The sequence below is a fragment of the Clostridioides sp. ZZV14-6009 genome (assembly GCF_020658095.1).
Taxonomy (GTDB): domain Bacteria; phylum Bacillota; class Clostridia; order Peptostreptococcales; family Peptostreptococcaceae; genus Clostridioides.
Map to the genome: position 1 here is coordinate 15,061 of NZ_JAGWDG010000026.1, position 14,860 is coordinate 29,920.

The window sequence follows — 14,860 nt, forward strand, 5'->3', positions numbered from 1 at the left end:
CTCTCTTTTAGTAGTATTTACTTACTCCTCTTCTTCTTAGTCTTTAATATTATATATTATTATATACAAATATTATTCTCTTTGTCAATTATTTTTATTTTATTTTTTCTGAATTTTCTTAATTATTATTTTTTATATTCTATGCTAATTATTATAATCTATACTATGTTTTTTACATTATTTTGTTTTATATAGTCAATAATTATTCTATTACTTTATTGACATTTTTGCTACTATTTTATCAATTTTATGCTAGCTTCACTTTATATGCTATTTTCCTATATGACATTTTAACTATAATATTTTAAATGTCATTAAGTTATGTATTATATTTTATAAATGCTTTATTGTATTTTATATTTTTAAAAATTTACTATAGGTTTTCTTGCCAGAAGTTTTTAGGCATAACATTCTCTGTGATTGGCAATATAGTATATCCTCTTTCTTTTAAAATTCTTATCATATTATTTAAAGCATTTACGCTTTGTTCTTTTTCATGAATTAATACTACTAATTCATCTCTTTTTCTTCCATAATATAAGATATTACTAACTATTTGACTTGTGGACGATTTCCAGTCTTGCGTATCTAAATTCCAATCCCAAATTAGGTAATCATTTGCCATAAGCTTATCGTATGAACCTTCTGGCATATATGGCTTACTTCCATATGGTAGCCTTATTAATTTTGAGCTTTGACCAGTTATATCTTGTAGTGTTTTATTACATGTGTTAAATTCTCCAACTGTTATTTCTGGACTCTTATACAACTTATGTATATCATGACTTACACTATGAAATCCTATTGAATTTTTTTCTTCTAAGACTCTCTTCACCTCTTCTTTGTGGTTTTTCATATTTTGATTAAGCATAAAAAATGTCGCTTTGACATCATTTTCTTTTAAAATATCGAGCAATGCATTTGTATATTTTGATGGTCCATCATCTATTGTTATGTATGCAACTTTTTCAGATGTAGCTCCTGGTCCTTTCCCCTCTTCTTGAGATGTTTTATATATAATTTCTCCTAAAGTATTATTTTGAGAAAGTAATTCTAATGTAGTTTTATCTTTTGTATTGAGATTTTCAACTGGAACATTGTTAATTTTTTCTTCTAATAATGTCCCAGTTAGAATTAAAATAGCTACAAGAAATACACGTATAATTACATGAAAAACAGTTTTATTATCTTTAATTTTCATCCCCCATATCTCCCTTTTTATAAAAACATAAACTCAAACTTAAGAAAATTATTTTTTATATTTATTGTCCTTCTTATTACTTTTTATGTCTCTACTAAATATTTTCTTTACTTGTTCTTCTTCTTTTTCTCCCAATGATTCTACTCTCTTTATTCCCATAGAAGTTAAAAATTGTAGCACATTTAAATTATCAAATGGTGTTTCCATATTTGTACTTTCACTGTATTCATCGACATTCTTAGTACCTTCTTCTACACTTAAAATACGCTTAGGACCTCCCACACAACCTCCTACGCAACCCATTCCTTCTATGAAAGTAGCCTCTATCTCTTTATTTAAAACTTTCTTTAGACCATCCATACATTCTTTTGTTCCTTCAAATGCTTTTTCTTTAAACTTTATATTTTTATCAATTCTTCTAACTGATAATTTAACAGCTTTACTTACACCCCCTGTTCTAGCATAAACTCTACCTGAAAGAGATGCTTCTACTCTATTACTTTCATCCATTACTGCTGGATTTAGTTCTAATGCATCAAATATTTCCTGTAATTCTTTAAACGTAAGCACAAAATCAACTGCATCCTTTATATCTTCCAACATTGCTTCTTTCTTCTTTGCCATACAAGGGCCTATAAATACAACTTTAGCCTCTGGATTTAAAATCTTTACAGCTCTACCACAAGCAATCATAGGTGACACAGATGGTGATACCTTATCTAATATTTGAGGAAAACTATTTTGTATTAAGCTAACCCAAATAGGACAACAGCAACTAGTTATAAAGCATCCTTCTTCATCATTTTTCATATGCTCATAATAGTCATATGCTTCTTTTGCAGTAAGCATATCTGCTGCTAAAGCAACTTCTATCATATCTTCAAATCCTATCTTTTTTAATGCAGTTCTTAACTTACCAGGACTTACATCTTTTCCAAATTGCCCTACAAAAGCTGGTGCGACTATTGCATATACAGGACTCTTTATATCTTTTAATAGCTTTATCATCGGTATAAATTCTATCTTGTCTGATATTGCACCCAATTTACATCTTGACACACAATCACCACAGGCACTACATGTATCTTCCTCATTACAATTAATATGCTTATTTCTTATCTTGCATGACTCATCTTCTTTATTATTTTCATCACAATATTTACAAGCATCTGATATTATAGATATTATTGGTCTTTTTACTTCATCTAAATTTACAGCTTCGTGCAGTGAATCTTTTAGGTTTTTATCTGTATCTCCTGTTACATCTAATCCCATAGTTACCCTGATTAAATTCACCATAGTATCTTTATCAAATTGCTTATCAAAATGACTATCTAAATTTTCTTTTAAGTCTTCACTTAAAATTTTTTCAGGCAAGTTTTCAATATCTTCTGTATCCTCATTCCATACTGCCTTTACAAGTTCTCCAAAAAGCTTCATTTTGTATCTTTCTAATATTTTAGAATTTCCATTTATAGTATTCATAAAAAATAGTACCTCCGTAAATTAAACTTATATATGTTTAATATTTACAAAGATACTATTTTTTATTTATTATTTATTGACTATTATTGATATGACTTATTTAATTTTTTCAATAATTCTATTTCAAGCATTATTTTCATTAAATGATAGTTAAACACTGGACTTTTTTCTTCATCTACATTCCAATCTAACTCATCCACATCATATGTTTTCTTAAGGTACTTATATGTATGCTCTTTTAAATAGAGTTTGTTTTCTAGTAACTCTATAGATTGCATGTGAAAGTGGATTTCTCTACATATCCTTAAGGCATTTTCTATTTTTTCTATATTGGTTTCACTTAAACTATAGTCTAACTCATCGATAAGTTTTGAATATATTTCTTCCAATTTCTCTACTTCTTCTTCAAATTTTTCTACGTCTAGATTTTCTTTTCTAAGTATTTTTTCTTCAATAAGCAACATTGAAAGTTCTTCTATTTTTTTAAACTCATCTATAACACTATTTAGGTAGTTTGGTCTAGCAACATAATAATTAACGAGTACACCAAATAAAACTCCTACAGATGTATCTAATACCCTGTGTAAAGAATAGTATACGGGGTCATTGTTTCCCACACCTAGATGTATGGCTAGAAAAGTGACACAGGCAACAACTACTGACTTTATTTTAAACAGATTACATAGATATATTGAACACATTACACCAAGACCACATAAAAATGGGTCTCCCGCTTTGGTGATAGCAAATAAAAATCCTATTATACCACCTAAAATAGTACCTTCTACTCTATTGATTCCTGTCTTTAAAGAACCTTTCACTGTGTCCTGAACAGAAATTATACATGCTACTAGAGAATAAAACATATTCTCAACTAAATAATTACCAAGAAGCATACATAAAGTTACACTAATTCCTGTCTTTATAGTCCTCATACCCATCTTTTGAAGTTTCAAATTTCCACCTCCTAAAAGCACCTTATATAAAATACGCATCCTCATATTTAATATGTTCCTAGTATATCACAATTTTTTAAATTTACCCATTAATCGCATCTTTTTAACAATTACATTTTAATTTAGACAATAAAAAAAACTGCTATAAAGCAGTTTTTTTTATCCTATCTCTACCATTTTACCTTCAATTGCAAAGATTATTTTTTCACATACGTTTGTTATATGGTCTCCAATTCGTTCAAGGTATCTTCCTATAAGTAAAAGTTTTACTCCTTGGTCTATCGTATTTGAATTTTCATGCATTATTTTTAAACAATCAATTTGTACTTGCTCATACAAATCATCTACAATGTCATCTTTACTTCCAACATTATAAGCTATACTTGCATCAAATGATATTAAAGCTTCTCTAGTTTGAGACATCATATTCTTACATTCCTTTGCCATTTTAGGAATATCTATTAGCTCTTTTATATACGCTTCTCCACCTATTTTCAACATTTCTCTAGCTATATTTGCTGCATAATCTCCAATTCTTTCTAATTCTATTGATATGTTTCCCAAAGAATAAATAAATCTTAAATCCCTTGCCATTGGTTGTTTAAGTACTATTAATTCTATACTTTTATCTCTTATTTCTTCTCTCAATTTATTTATTTTTTCATCATCTTCTACTACTTTTCTTGCACCTTCTAAATCTTTCTCTATCATACAAGTTACAGACTTTTCTATTGCCTCTTCACATTTTTCCATCATAAGTACTGTCTGTTCTTTTAAAGTATCAATACTTATATCTAAACTATTATTGACCATTGTTTAACTCCTTTATAGTTATATATTTTAACCGAATCTACCTGTTATATAGTCTTCTGTTCTTTTATCCACAGGAGTAGTAAACATAGTTTTTGTATCACTAAATTCTATAACCTCTCCATTTAGGAAAAAAGCTGTTTCATCTGATATACGAGCAGCTTGTTGCATATTATGTGTAACTATGACTATTGTATAGTCCTTTTTTAAATCTTCTATAAGTTCTTCTACTTTTAATGTTGAAATTGGGTCTAAAGCAGATGTAGGTTCATCCATAAGTATAACTTCTGGTCTCATAGCAATTGCTCTTGCTATACATATACGTTGTTGTTGCCCTCCAGATAATCCTAATGCAGATGACTTAAGCCTATCTTTAACTTCCTCCCAAATAGCTGCTCCCTTCAAACTTTCCTCTACTATCTTGTCTAGTTGCTTTTTATCTCTTAATCCATGTGTACGAGGTCCATATGCAACATTATCATATATACTCATAGGAAATGGATTAGGTTTTTGAAATACCATTCCTACTTTTGTACGAAGGTTTATAACATCATCTGAAGTATAGATATCTTCTCCATCAACAGAAATATTCCCTGTAATTGTTACATTTTCTATTAGGTCATTCATTCTATTTAATGTTCTTATAAAAGTAGATTTTCCACATCCAGATGGACCTATTAAAGCAGTAACTTTATTTTCTTTTATATCCATATTTATTTTATTTAGAGCTTGCTTGTCGCCATAAAATAAATCCAAATCTTTTACACTCATTTTTATTTTATTGATTAATTCCATCATTTACACCTCTTAAATTTAATAATTAGCCTTATTTAACTTTTTAGCAACAAATCTTGCTAACATATTTAATACTAATACAATTACTATTAAAACAATACCTATACTAGCTGCTGTTGCTATGTCTCCACTCTCTTTAGTTAGTAAGTATGAGTGTACAGTTAGTGTTCTTGCACTATCAAATATTCCTCCTGGCATCTTAGCTACAGTACCTGCTGTAAGTAGTATGGCAGCTGATTCTCCAATTATACGACCAACTGACAATATTACTCCTGATAGAATTCCTGGTACTGCACTTGGAAGTACTACTTTATATAAAGTTTGAAATTTAGTAGCTCCTAATGCTAGAGATGATTCTCTATATGATTGAGGAACTGTCTTTAAAGCTTCTTCTGTAGTACGAATTATTACTGGTAATATTATTATTGCAACTGTAAGTGACCCTGCAACTATTGAATATCCCATTTTTAAGGTAACTACAAAGAAAATTCCTCCAAACAATCCATAAACTATGGATGGTATTCCTGACAAACTTTCAGTTGCAAATCTTATAGCTGTAACTGCTTTTCCTTTTTTAGCATATTCTTGTAAATATATGGCTGCTAAGATTCCTATTGGAGTTGCTACAACTATAGAAACCACTACAGTATATAATGTTGTAATTATCATTGGGAAGATACCACCATCACCTGATGCTGAATAATTACTAAATAAGAAATTAAAATTCATATTTCCGATTCCCTTTATAAATATAAATCCTACTATAACTACCAGTGATACTATTGTAAATAATGCTGATAGATATACTAATAATTTCAATATATTCTCTCTGAACTTTCTCATCTTAATTTACCGCCTTATTTGAAAGTTTATTTAAAACTAAGTTTAAAATTAATATAAATGTAAACAATACTACTCCAGTTGCAAATAACATTTCTTGATGTGTCCCAAATGCGTATCCCATTTCAAGTGCTATATTAGTTGTAAGTGGTCTTACACTATCTGTTATAGAAGTTGGCATAACTGGTGAATTTCCTGCAACAAGTATTACTGCCATTGTTTCTCCTAAAGCTCTTCCTACTCCTAATACTACTGCAGCTAATACTCCAGACTTTGCAGCCGGTAATACAACTTTAAATATTGTTTCTATTTTTGATGCACCAAGTGCTAATGAACCCTCTTTATATGCTTTTGGTACTGCTCTTATAGCTGTTTCTGATACAGATATTATTGTTGGTAACATCATTACTGCTAATACTATTATTATTGCTAATAAACTCTGTCCTTTTGGAAGATTAAATATACTTTGTATCATTGGAACTATTACTGCAAGACCAAACACTCCATACAGCACTGAAGGTATACCTGCTAGAAGTTCAACTGCTGGTGACATTATTTTTGCTAATCTTTTAGGTGCTACTTCTGCTATAAATATAGATGTTAATATTCCAATTGGTACTCCTATTATAAGTGCACCAATTGTAGCAACTATTGATGCTGCTATCATAGATGATATTCCAAACTTATTAGCTGAAGGAACCCAATCTGCACCTGTTAAAAAATCTATAAATGAGTATCCCTCAAATATAAAAGGTCTTAACCCTTTATAAAATACAAATCCTATTATCAAAAGTAAACTTGCAACTGCTACTAAAGCACTTAGTAGAAATATATTTTTTGCTACTTTTTCAACTATATATTTTGTCTTATTTCCATTATTGTCATTTTTTTCTAAACCTACTAACCTAGATTTTACTATCATAATATCCTCCCATTAAAATATACCTAATTGATTTTCGTTCTGTATTTAAAATTTAAATTTTTATAAGTTCGTCATTATTAAATTTTTCTATATTTTTATTCTACTTTTTTTAAGTTAAATCTATATTAGGTTTAAGTTAAACAAGTGTAAAATTATATTCACTTTTTTAACATTAATTTTACTTTTTGGACTATATTTGACATTTACTTTACAATTTAACTATATTTGACGACAATAAAATAGCAGATATAAGTAATAATACGTACTACACGTAATTTATTATTTATATCTGCTATTGAGATTTGTTAACTAGATTTAACCTTTTATAATCTATATATTTATTATTCCTTATTAGAATAATATCTTTTTTATTTTTATATACTTAATCGTTGATATTTCAGTACTTTAAAATAGAACATTAGCACTTATGTCAGTAAAATGTCAGTAAAATATTTTATCCACAAATTTTACATAAGTTTTCCACAACTTATCCACAAATTTATCCACAGAAATAAAAAGGTAGCTACTAATATAAGTGCTACCTTTTTATCTATTCCTATTCCTCATCATCTTGCCAACTTCTCACCCACTCCTCAAGTGCATCTAATTTGTCATTACTTATTTCTTCTCTACTATGTAGTTTTGAAATTAGATTAGAAATAGGATTATTATGTAAACCTCCAAAGAGTTTTTTAGTTTCTGATTTTAAATATTCTTTTTCTTTTATTAATATTGTATAATGTGTGTGCTTGCCTATTTTTTGAGAAGCTAAAAAACCTCTTTTAGTTAATCTTGATAAAAGTGTTAGTGTTGTAGTTTGTTTCCATCCATACTCTTGCTCCATCCAATCTGCAACATCTTTTGATATTACAGTTTTATATCCAGAATTCCACATATATTTCATAATCTTGAATTCTGAATCCGGCAATTTTTTATTTAACATAATATATCCCTTCTTTCTATTAAGCATGTAAAATTATTTTTTATAAATCTTGCATACTTTCTATAAACGCTTTTATTTCTTCTTCTGTCATTTCGTCTTTTCTATGTATAGTAGTAAATGTTCGTATAAAAAAGTTATCATACTCACTAATCTCTCTTTCTTCTTTTATAGCATTTAAATACTCTTTTTTAGTTACTAATAATTCATAATTAAAATTAAAACTTTCTATCTTCCTTTGCAATATTTTCATTTTCACTAATCTTTTTAGGAGAAGTTTTGTAGTACTTTTCCTCCAACCATATTTTTCTTTCATTACTACTATTATTTCTTTAGATAGAACAGACTTTTCCCTCCACATATATTCCATCAGCATTAATTCCCCTCTGCGTAGTTTGCTAACTACTTCTTGTTGCTCCATTTTATGTCACTCCCTCAAATTCAATTTAGCTTAGATTAATAATAGGAGCTTTTTAACACAAAAACTACAGGTAAAATTTACCATATATTCTACTGTTTTAGTTTGTTTTTATATATAAAAAAGATTATTCATATCCATAAATTTATTCAATTTTCAAACAATCTTGTTGAATAATAATTAATTCTATTGTATTATTTTAGTTGTAGAATAAAACTAAATCGGCAAAACTAGAGAAATTTAGTGGCATAAATATATATGAACTAAGACTTGTAAAATGAGTTATAAGTTATATCATCCAGTTCACAAAAACACATACTCTTTTTGTTTTTGTGAAAGTTTTTTAGGTAGGTAATAATATGTATACTTAGAGATAAAATATATCTCTAATATTCATAGTTTTATTTTTTCTTAAAATGCGATATAATAAAGATGTAAATTCGTATCAAAAACAAAAAAGAAACTACAATCTATTGCTCTAGAGCGAAGTTTCAAATTCAAAATAATTTAAGTAATGATTTATTCATTGAAATCGTCTTGATTGCAGTCAGGACGTTTTCTTAGTTTATGTAAAGATTCTTTTAATCTATTTATAGAATCTAATAATCTTGTTATAGACTTTACTATTGTTGTAATAGATTTTATTACAATAGTAATATAATACGCTATAACAAGTATAAACATAAGTGTTTTCATATACTCACCCCCTTTCATACGAAGGTGATTTCTGAAAACTTTCGCCCTTAGATTGTAGCCTCTTGCAAGATTATTCTTGCATTTTAATTATAACATAATTTTACAATTATCAAATATCTATTCTCTGTCTTTTTTAATCTCAACTACATCATTTGGAGTACACTCAAAAGCTAAACATATCTTTTCAATTACTACTAATGAAACATACTCATTTTTACTTAATTTTGAAAGAGTTCCATTGCTTATATTAGCTCTTTTTTTAAATTCCATTTTTTTAATATCTTTATCAAACATCATTCTCCATAAAGGTTTATATGACACCATCTTATCACCTCTCTTAATTAAATGATAACATTAATATTTCTATAATGTCAAAATAAATTTCTATTTTATTAGAATTTTTTATTGACATATGCTCTATTTTATATTATATTTATAATAAATTAGAAATTATTTCTATTATATTAGAAATTATTCTAACAATAAAATTAAAGGAGTGTATCAAAATGATAAAATTTGAAGTAGGTAAAACTTATTTTGCAAAAAGTGTGTGCGACCATAACTGTGTTTATACTATAGAGGTTATTAAAAGAACTGATAAAACTATAACTTATAAAGAAGATGATACTGTTAGATGTGCTAAAATCCGTTTCAGTGATGATTATGAATACATAAGAGTAGGCAATCATAGCATGGCACCTAATTTCAGTGCTAAAGACTTAGTTGCAGGAGATAAAGAAAATGTATCTACCACAGAAAAATACTTCGTGATAAATCGCTACTATGATAATGGTAAAACTATTGCTTTTATAGAAATGAATAGTACTAAATATAAGACTGAATATATTAGAGACTTTGACCAATATGTTGATGAATTTTCTACATTAGAAGAAGCAGAAGAACGCTTACAAGAATGCCTTAGTGCTTAAGGGGTGGTATAAATGTGTTTTAAAACTTATATACTGAAAAGAGCATTAAATAACAAACAACTAGAGGTAACTCGAAGTTTTGACTTAGATAATCTCATTTGTACTGCAAAAGAAATTTTGAAAGATATTGACATTGATTTGATAATTACAGATGAAAAAAATAATGTTGTTTGGAGAAATGAAAAAAGCACTCCCTGACATGAGAATGCTTAATTGCAACTATAGAAGTGTACTACGAATACACTTCTATTTTTTTATTATATCATATGATTTATGTTGTTAAAAAGATTTATTTAAATCAATTTTAAGACGTGTCGAGTAATGTTCTTGATGTTTATACATTGATGAATTTCAAAAAAATAAGCACTCATATAAAAAGTGCTTTGTTTATCTTAAATTCTTTCTAATCTCATCAATAAATGAAGTTTGTAGGTTTTGTAATCCTTTTATTTGTTGTAACGCATAATCTTGAAAATCTGGTGTAAGTTTCATAAATAAGTCTATAACTTCAATACATTTTTCTTTTCTAGCTATTTGAGTTTTACTCAATTCACTTTTGGGAAGAAACATATCTGAAAGTAAAAGAACTATTCCAAGTAATTCTCCATTTTCTCTAAGGATATTTTCTAGTCGTTTTATTTTTTCTTCTCTAGTCTCCAATATAATTTTTTCCTTTCTTCTTATATATAACTTTCACAGCTTTATATATTAGCTCTCTTTCCTCATGATTTAAATTTCTAAATAAGTTTTTAAAATCATCAAAAGCTAATGTATCTTTAATATCTATATTCTCATATACTAAATAATCAACTGAACATTGAAAATAATCAGCTAATTTTTTTAATGTTGATAGTTTTATATTATCAGCCCCTTTTGCATAAAGGCCAGCAATAGTTGTATAAGGGATACCACTTTCTTTTGACAATTGAGCCTTAGTTATATTTTTAGAATATAGCAATTTGTCCAGTTTTTCTGTCATACTCAAGTCTAAACACCACCTATCTTAATTCTCTTACCTATATCACCCCTATATTGTCCTTTTCACAATTTCATTTAAAGATGCTATGTATGTAGCATCTAATTTAGAAAGGTTTATTACTAGCTCTTTTAAATTTTCATCCTTTGAACTAGCTATCTTATAAAATACTTCTCCTAAAGTTGAATAAATATCATCTTCTACAGATATATACTTGTCACCTGTACCATTTATAAGCCATTCTTTATTAACATTAAACACACTACATAAATGATTTATAAATAAAGCTTTTGGTTCAACTCTATTATATTCTATATTACTTATAACATCTTTACTGACACCTAGTTTTTCCCCAAAAGCTGGTTGAGATAAATTAGCATCTTTTCTTATTTGCTTTATTCTTTTATTTATATCTATATCAATCATAACTTCCACCTCAAACTGAATATATTTATTAATTAGATGTTTTTCCAAAGAAATTATTATGTAACTTTTCTTTAGCTTCTAATACTGTTAAGAACCCTATTTCTTTTCCTATCATTTCTTTGTTTTTACTCACTCAGTTCACATTTTATTCTTCAATTTCATCCATAAATTTAATAAAATCATTAAAACCCCAGATTTCTACAATTCTACTAATATCAACTACACTTTCTCCGTCATGCCCTTCGCCTACGCAGTCTCCTTCTACAACAAGGACTCTAAAGTCATTACCAAAGAAACTCATATAACTTACTAATTCTTTAGCTGTCTCGCAACAACTTTTACCTTCTAAAATTTCACAGTCATCTTCTGTTGATTCTTCTTCTGTATTATATATCATTCCCCAACTTTTTGTACCCATTTCCCAGTCTTTGCATTGAAATCTATAAAAAGTATATCTACCCTCGTCATATTCTTCTACCTTTGATTTTGTTGGTTTTCCATTAACTTGGTATAAACTCATTTTGTATCCCCCTTTTATCTCTTTCTTCAGTTATATTTTAAGTATTTATGTTTATTTCTTTTAGAAATTTTTCTTTGGCACTTTTATATGCTTCTTCTGCTTCTTTTATATCATCAAAATAGCCTAGAAAATAGTGCTTTTTTTTAAATTCTATTTGAGCGCAGTATTTTCTTTTTTCTTTATCCCAATAAACCCCTCTAACTTTAGTTTTAGAATTGGGATAAGCTTCTGTCTTTTTTAATAATGCTAAATTTGTATTGCCAATAATATTTTTTTCCTTGTTAGCTTTTATTGCTAATTTAATATTTTTCTTCGTAGCTTCCTTTTGCAAACAACCACAAGACTTGGTTTTTCCGGTCGTCAAACTATTTTCTATTACTTCAATTTCATTTCCACATGTACATTGACATAACCAAATATAATGACCACTTTTTGCTTTTTCATTGGTAGATTTTATTGCTGTTAATCTGCCAAATTTTTTATTTGTCAAATCATTTTGTTTAAACTGTGTGTTGCTTTTCATGCACCCACATGCTTTTATTCTTTTTAAACTATCTGCTCTTATCCATTTTTCATTGCCACAATTCCCGCATTTACATAAGCAATACTTCCTGCCGTTTCTTTGTTCCATGTCTAGTATTGTAAGATTTTCAAATTTATCTCCAATTTCCATATTTTCACTTCCTATAAATATTTAATAAACATTTCCTTTATCTTAGTTTCAAATTCTTCTGTTGTTATGTATTCATCCTTGTAATTTTCTTCTAATTCTTCAATATTCTTATCTTCTTCTATGTATGTGTTATGTTTGTAGTATAAGTCATACACATCATTAAATAAAGAACCATCTACGGTATATAAATGTTTCTCGCAAGTGGCTAAATCTTCATAACTAGCCCCTTCACCTACATGATGTCCTTCGAAAATATTTATATCGAAATCTTTAAATTGACATTCTCCTGCAAATTCAAACCAGTATTCGCATAAGTTTATTATAGCATCAACACATTTTTCTTTACTTATCTTATAACAACTAATTCCTGCCTCAAAATGTTCGCCATCTCCTGTTGCACTACTCAAATGTTCTTTACCTCTAAAACCTTTATCGAAATCAAGTCTAATAAATTTTTCCATTTTTTATATCCTCCTTGTATTTATCTTTAATTATATTATAAACGCTTACGTTTATCGAGTCAATACTTTTTTTAAACTTTTGCGTTTATTTTTTTCTTGCTTTTTTAAACTTTTGCGTTTATAATATAAATAAGAGGAGTTGAGAAAATGAAGGATGTATTCGAGGAACTTATTTCCATAAAAGATGCTTGTGAGCTTTATGGAAAAGGCGAAAGTACGTTAAGGCTTAATATAAGAAATGGAAAATTTGTAGAAGGTATAGACTGTAAAAAATTTGGGACTACTTGGGTCTTTAAAAAGACTGCACTTGAAAGAGAATATAATAAATAAAATGTTTGTTTATTCTTTTTAGAAAATAAAAAATGAAAAGGGGGATGTTTTTTATGAAAAATATTACTGAACAACTAAAAGAAACTATCGTCGAGGAATTATACGATATAGAAACTAACGAAGGATGCCACGAGGATTACATTGAAGATTACGAGGCGGAAGTAGATTTTTATTTAAGCAATGTTTTATCTGATACATACGAAGTTTATGTAAAAGAATATTGTTCTAATGAACATGATATATCTATTTCAAACGAGCAAACTTTTGAAATAATAGATGACTTGATTGATAAAATTAAAGATAATAATTAATGAAAGAATAAAATAAAAAAGAGGGTGGCAACTAGTAAAATAGTTACCACCCTCTTTTTTATATAATTAATTTTTTATGTCAATTTTCTTTATATCAGTTTTTTATTTTTTAAATGCTCTAATACTAATTCAAAAGTTTCTTTTCTATCTGCTCCCGCAAAGCTTGTGTATTTGTCGGGATACTTTTTAATTCCTTCTGTCGCTCCTCCCCCTATTGTAAATACATTTCTGCACATATAACTCTTATAATCTTTTATATCTACTATAGTGCTGTTATTAATATAAAAAGACATAATATTAGCTATAGCCTTGTCAGTTTCCTTGCTGTAAACTATAGCCGTATCGAATTTATTCATGTTGTTATTTTCTCCTTTATCAGCTTGATTATTTGAATTAATTCTCTTATTTAAAATACCTTCCGCTATTAATTTAGCGACTATATCTTTATGTTTAATATAATAGTCTGTATCTGCTTTACTATCTACGAAGCATACTTCTATTAAGATAGCTGGTGCTTTTGTATGACTAAGCCAGTAAAGACCTCTTACATCCGATTTTGCACCTCTATTTTTAAATACTGTTGCTAGTTTCTTGTTGACTCTTTCAGCGTATACCTTACCATTGTTAGTTTTGTATATTGTCTCTGTACCCATAGGATTTAGAGTTGTTTTATTTGCGTTGAAATGGATTTGTACTGCTAGGTCTACATCTTGTTTATTTGCTATTTGACATTGCTCTGCTAAGTAGTTATTAGACTTATCTACTTTTCCAGTATATACAGTACCTCCACCTTGTTTCAACCATTTAACAATTAAATCAGTTAGTACTCTATTTTCTTTTCCTTCATCTATATAGCCAGTTGCTCCTGTTCCTTTTCCACTTAATGTATGCCCTGGTACTATTGCTATTTTCATTATTTATTTTCCTCCTTTAGTTGTTTGTAAGTTTGATTTATACCTATTGATATACCCCAACAAATTACACCTTGTAAGACTGCGTCAGCATTTAATCCTAACATCCATACTGAAAAACCTATCCCAAGTGCTAATAACACTATTGGAATATACTTGTTATCTAACTGTTTATACTTCTTACAACCTGCTCCTATAACATAAAGAGCAGCCACTAAAATTAGCAACTGCTCTGGTATGAAACTTATTAAATTATCCAT

At 28.1% G+C, this 14,860-nt stretch carries 23 protein-coding genes and 1 other annotated feature (1 of these 24 cut by a window edge); of the genes, 4 read left to right on the forward strand and 19 right to left on the reverse strand.

Annotation, left to right across the window (positions count from 1 at the left end):
• Window positions 1-47: a binding site (T-box leader), on the reverse strand; it reaches 218 nt to the left of the window's first position.
• 326 nt (window positions 48-373) lie between these two features.
• From KGF36_RS18800 to KGF36_RS18850, 11 genes are all read right to left on the reverse strand, one after another.
• Window positions 374-1,201, reverse strand: coding sequence for a polysaccharide deacetylase family protein (locus KGF36_RS18800; RefSeq protein ID WP_227828313.1), 828 nt, complete (start codon window positions 1,199-1,201; stop codon window positions 374-376).
• A 48-nt stretch (window positions 1,202-1,249) separates the two neighbouring features.
• A complete protein-coding gene (locus KGF36_RS18805) occupies window positions 1,250-2,686 on the reverse strand; it encodes a [Fe-Fe] hydrogenase large subunit C-terminal domain-containing protein (protein WP_227854952.1) in 1,437 nt (478 codons plus the stop codon).
• 83 nt (window positions 2,687-2,769) lie between these two features.
• Window positions 2,770-3,642 (reverse strand): aromatic acid exporter family protein, encoded by an 873-nt coding sequence (locus tag KGF36_RS18810; protein ID WP_227854953.1) that lies wholly within the window; start codon window positions 3,640-3,642, stop codon window positions 2,770-2,772.
• 159 nt (window positions 3,643-3,801) lie between these two features.
• Window positions 3,802-4,455 (reverse strand): phosphate signaling complex protein PhoU, encoded by a 654-nt coding sequence (gene phoU / locus KGF36_RS18815; RefSeq protein WP_227828311.1) that lies wholly within the window; start codon window positions 4,453-4,455, stop codon window positions 3,802-3,804.
• Window positions 4,456-4,482: 27 nt separating this feature from the next.
• Entirely contained in the window at window positions 4,483-5,247 is a 765-nt protein-coding gene (pstB, locus tag KGF36_RS18820) for a phosphate ABC transporter ATP-binding protein PstB (protein WP_227828310.1), read from the reverse strand.
• A gap of 18 nt (window positions 5,248-5,265) precedes the next feature.
• Window positions 5,266-6,090 carry a phosphate ABC transporter permease PstA gene (gene pstA / locus KGF36_RS18825; protein ID WP_227828309.1) on the reverse strand — a complete coding sequence of 275 codons (825 nt, stop codon included), beginning with the start codon at window positions 6,088-6,090 and terminating at the stop codon, window positions 5,266-5,268.
• Window position 6,091: 1 nt separating this feature from the next.
• Entirely contained in the window at window positions 6,092-7,009 is a 918-nt protein-coding gene (gene pstC / locus KGF36_RS18830) for a phosphate ABC transporter permease subunit PstC (protein ID WP_227433688.1), read from the reverse strand.
• A gap of 556 nt (window positions 7,010-7,565) precedes the next feature.
• Window positions 7,566-7,952 carry a BlaI/MecI/CopY family transcriptional regulator gene (locus tag KGF36_RS18835; RefSeq protein WP_227850515.1) on the reverse strand — a complete coding sequence of 129 codons (387 nt, stop codon included), beginning with the start codon at window positions 7,950-7,952 and terminating at the stop codon, window positions 7,566-7,568.
• 40 nt (window positions 7,953-7,992) lie between these two features.
• Complete coding sequence (locus KGF36_RS18840; protein ID WP_227850516.1) at window positions 7,993-8,370, reverse strand: BlaI/MecI/CopY family transcriptional regulator; 378 nt, start codon at window positions 8,368-8,370, stop codon at window positions 7,993-7,995.
• Window positions 8,371-8,886: 516 nt separating this feature from the next.
• The gene (locus KGF36_RS18845; RefSeq protein ID WP_227854954.1) at window positions 8,887-9,063 is read right to left on the reverse strand and encodes a hypothetical protein; all 177 of its coding nucleotides are present in this window, start codon (window positions 9,061-9,063) and stop codon (window positions 8,887-8,889) included.
• 117 nt (window positions 9,064-9,180) lie between these two features.
• On the reverse strand, window positions 9,181-9,387 hold the full coding sequence (locus KGF36_RS18850; protein ID WP_227850518.1) for a helix-turn-helix domain-containing protein: 207 nt from the start codon (window positions 9,385-9,387) through the stop codon (window positions 9,181-9,183).
• A 182-nt stretch (window positions 9,388-9,569) separates the two neighbouring features.
• On the opposite strand from KGF36_RS18850, the gene KGF36_RS18855 reads away from it, so the two are divergent.
• Together KGF36_RS18855 and KGF36_RS18860 are read left to right on the forward strand one after the other, a co-directional pair.
• Complete coding sequence (locus KGF36_RS18855) at window positions 9,570-9,992, forward strand: hypothetical protein (protein WP_227850519.1); 423 nt, start codon at window positions 9,570-9,572, stop codon at window positions 9,990-9,992.
• Between the two features lie 12 nt (window positions 9,993-10,004).
• Window positions 10,005-10,190, forward strand: coding sequence for a hypothetical protein (locus tag KGF36_RS18860; protein WP_227854955.1), 186 nt, complete (start codon window positions 10,005-10,007; stop codon window positions 10,188-10,190).
• A 189-nt stretch (window positions 10,191-10,379) separates the two neighbouring features.
• On the opposite strand, the gene KGF36_RS18865 is transcribed toward KGF36_RS18860, so the two are convergent.
• The 6 genes from KGF36_RS18865 to KGF36_RS18890 all read right to left on the reverse strand — a co-directional run bounded on the left by KGF36_RS18865 (window position 10,380) and on the right by KGF36_RS18890 (window position 13,048).
• Entirely contained in the window at window positions 10,380-10,652 is a 273-nt protein-coding gene (locus tag KGF36_RS18865; RefSeq protein ID WP_227854956.1) for a hypothetical protein, read from the reverse strand.
• Window positions 10,642-10,971 carry a helix-turn-helix domain-containing protein gene (locus tag KGF36_RS18870; RefSeq protein ID WP_227854965.1) on the reverse strand — a complete coding sequence of 110 codons (330 nt, stop codon included), beginning with the start codon at window positions 10,969-10,971 and terminating at the stop codon, window positions 10,642-10,644. Before KGF36_RS18870 ends, KGF36_RS18865 begins: the two co-directional genes overlap by 11 nt.
• A gap of 48 nt (window positions 10,972-11,019) precedes the next feature.
• Window positions 11,020-11,394 carry a helix-turn-helix transcriptional regulator gene (locus tag KGF36_RS18875; RefSeq protein WP_227854957.1) on the reverse strand — a complete coding sequence of 125 codons (375 nt, stop codon included), beginning with the start codon at window positions 11,392-11,394 and terminating at the stop codon, window positions 11,020-11,022.
• A 145-nt stretch (window positions 11,395-11,539) separates the two neighbouring features.
• A complete protein-coding gene (locus KGF36_RS18880; protein WP_227854958.1) occupies window positions 11,540-11,914 on the reverse strand; it encodes a hypothetical protein in 375 nt (124 codons plus the stop codon).
• Between the two features lie 37 nt (window positions 11,915-11,951).
• Window positions 11,952-12,587, reverse strand: a complete 636-nt coding sequence (locus tag KGF36_RS18885) for an AP2 domain-containing protein (RefSeq protein WP_227854959.1) — start codon at window positions 12,585-12,587, stop codon at window positions 11,952-11,954.
• 11 nt (window positions 12,588-12,598) lie between these two features.
• A complete protein-coding gene (locus KGF36_RS18890; RefSeq protein WP_227854960.1) occupies window positions 12,599-13,048 on the reverse strand; it encodes a hypothetical protein in 450 nt (149 codons plus the stop codon).
• A 147-nt stretch (window positions 13,049-13,195) separates the two neighbouring features.
• Between KGF36_RS18890 and KGF36_RS18895 the strand changes: the two genes are divergently transcribed.
• Both KGF36_RS18895 and KGF36_RS18900 read left to right on the forward strand, forming a co-directional pair.
• A complete protein-coding gene (locus tag KGF36_RS18895) occupies window positions 13,196-13,378 on the forward strand; it encodes a helix-turn-helix domain-containing protein (RefSeq protein WP_227854961.1) in 183 nt (60 codons plus the stop codon).
• A 53-nt stretch (window positions 13,379-13,431) separates the two neighbouring features.
• Window positions 13,432-13,689 carry a hypothetical protein gene (locus KGF36_RS18900; RefSeq protein ID WP_227854962.1) on the forward strand — a complete coding sequence of 86 codons (258 nt, stop codon included), beginning with the start codon at window positions 13,432-13,434 and terminating at the stop codon, window positions 13,687-13,689.
• An 89-nt stretch (window positions 13,690-13,778) separates the two neighbouring features.
• On the opposite strand, the gene KGF36_RS18905 is transcribed toward KGF36_RS18900, so the two are convergent.
• The gene (locus KGF36_RS18905; RefSeq protein ID WP_227854963.1) at window positions 13,779-14,603 is read right to left on the reverse strand and encodes an N-acetylmuramoyl-L-alanine amidase; all 825 of its coding nucleotides are present in this window, start codon (window positions 14,601-14,603) and stop codon (window positions 13,779-13,781) included.
• The coding region (locus tag KGF36_RS18910) for a phage holin family protein (RefSeq protein WP_227854964.1) at window positions 14,603-14,860 on the reverse strand (258 nt) is incomplete at its 5' end. The genes KGF36_RS18905 and KGF36_RS18910, both read right to left, overlap by 1 nt.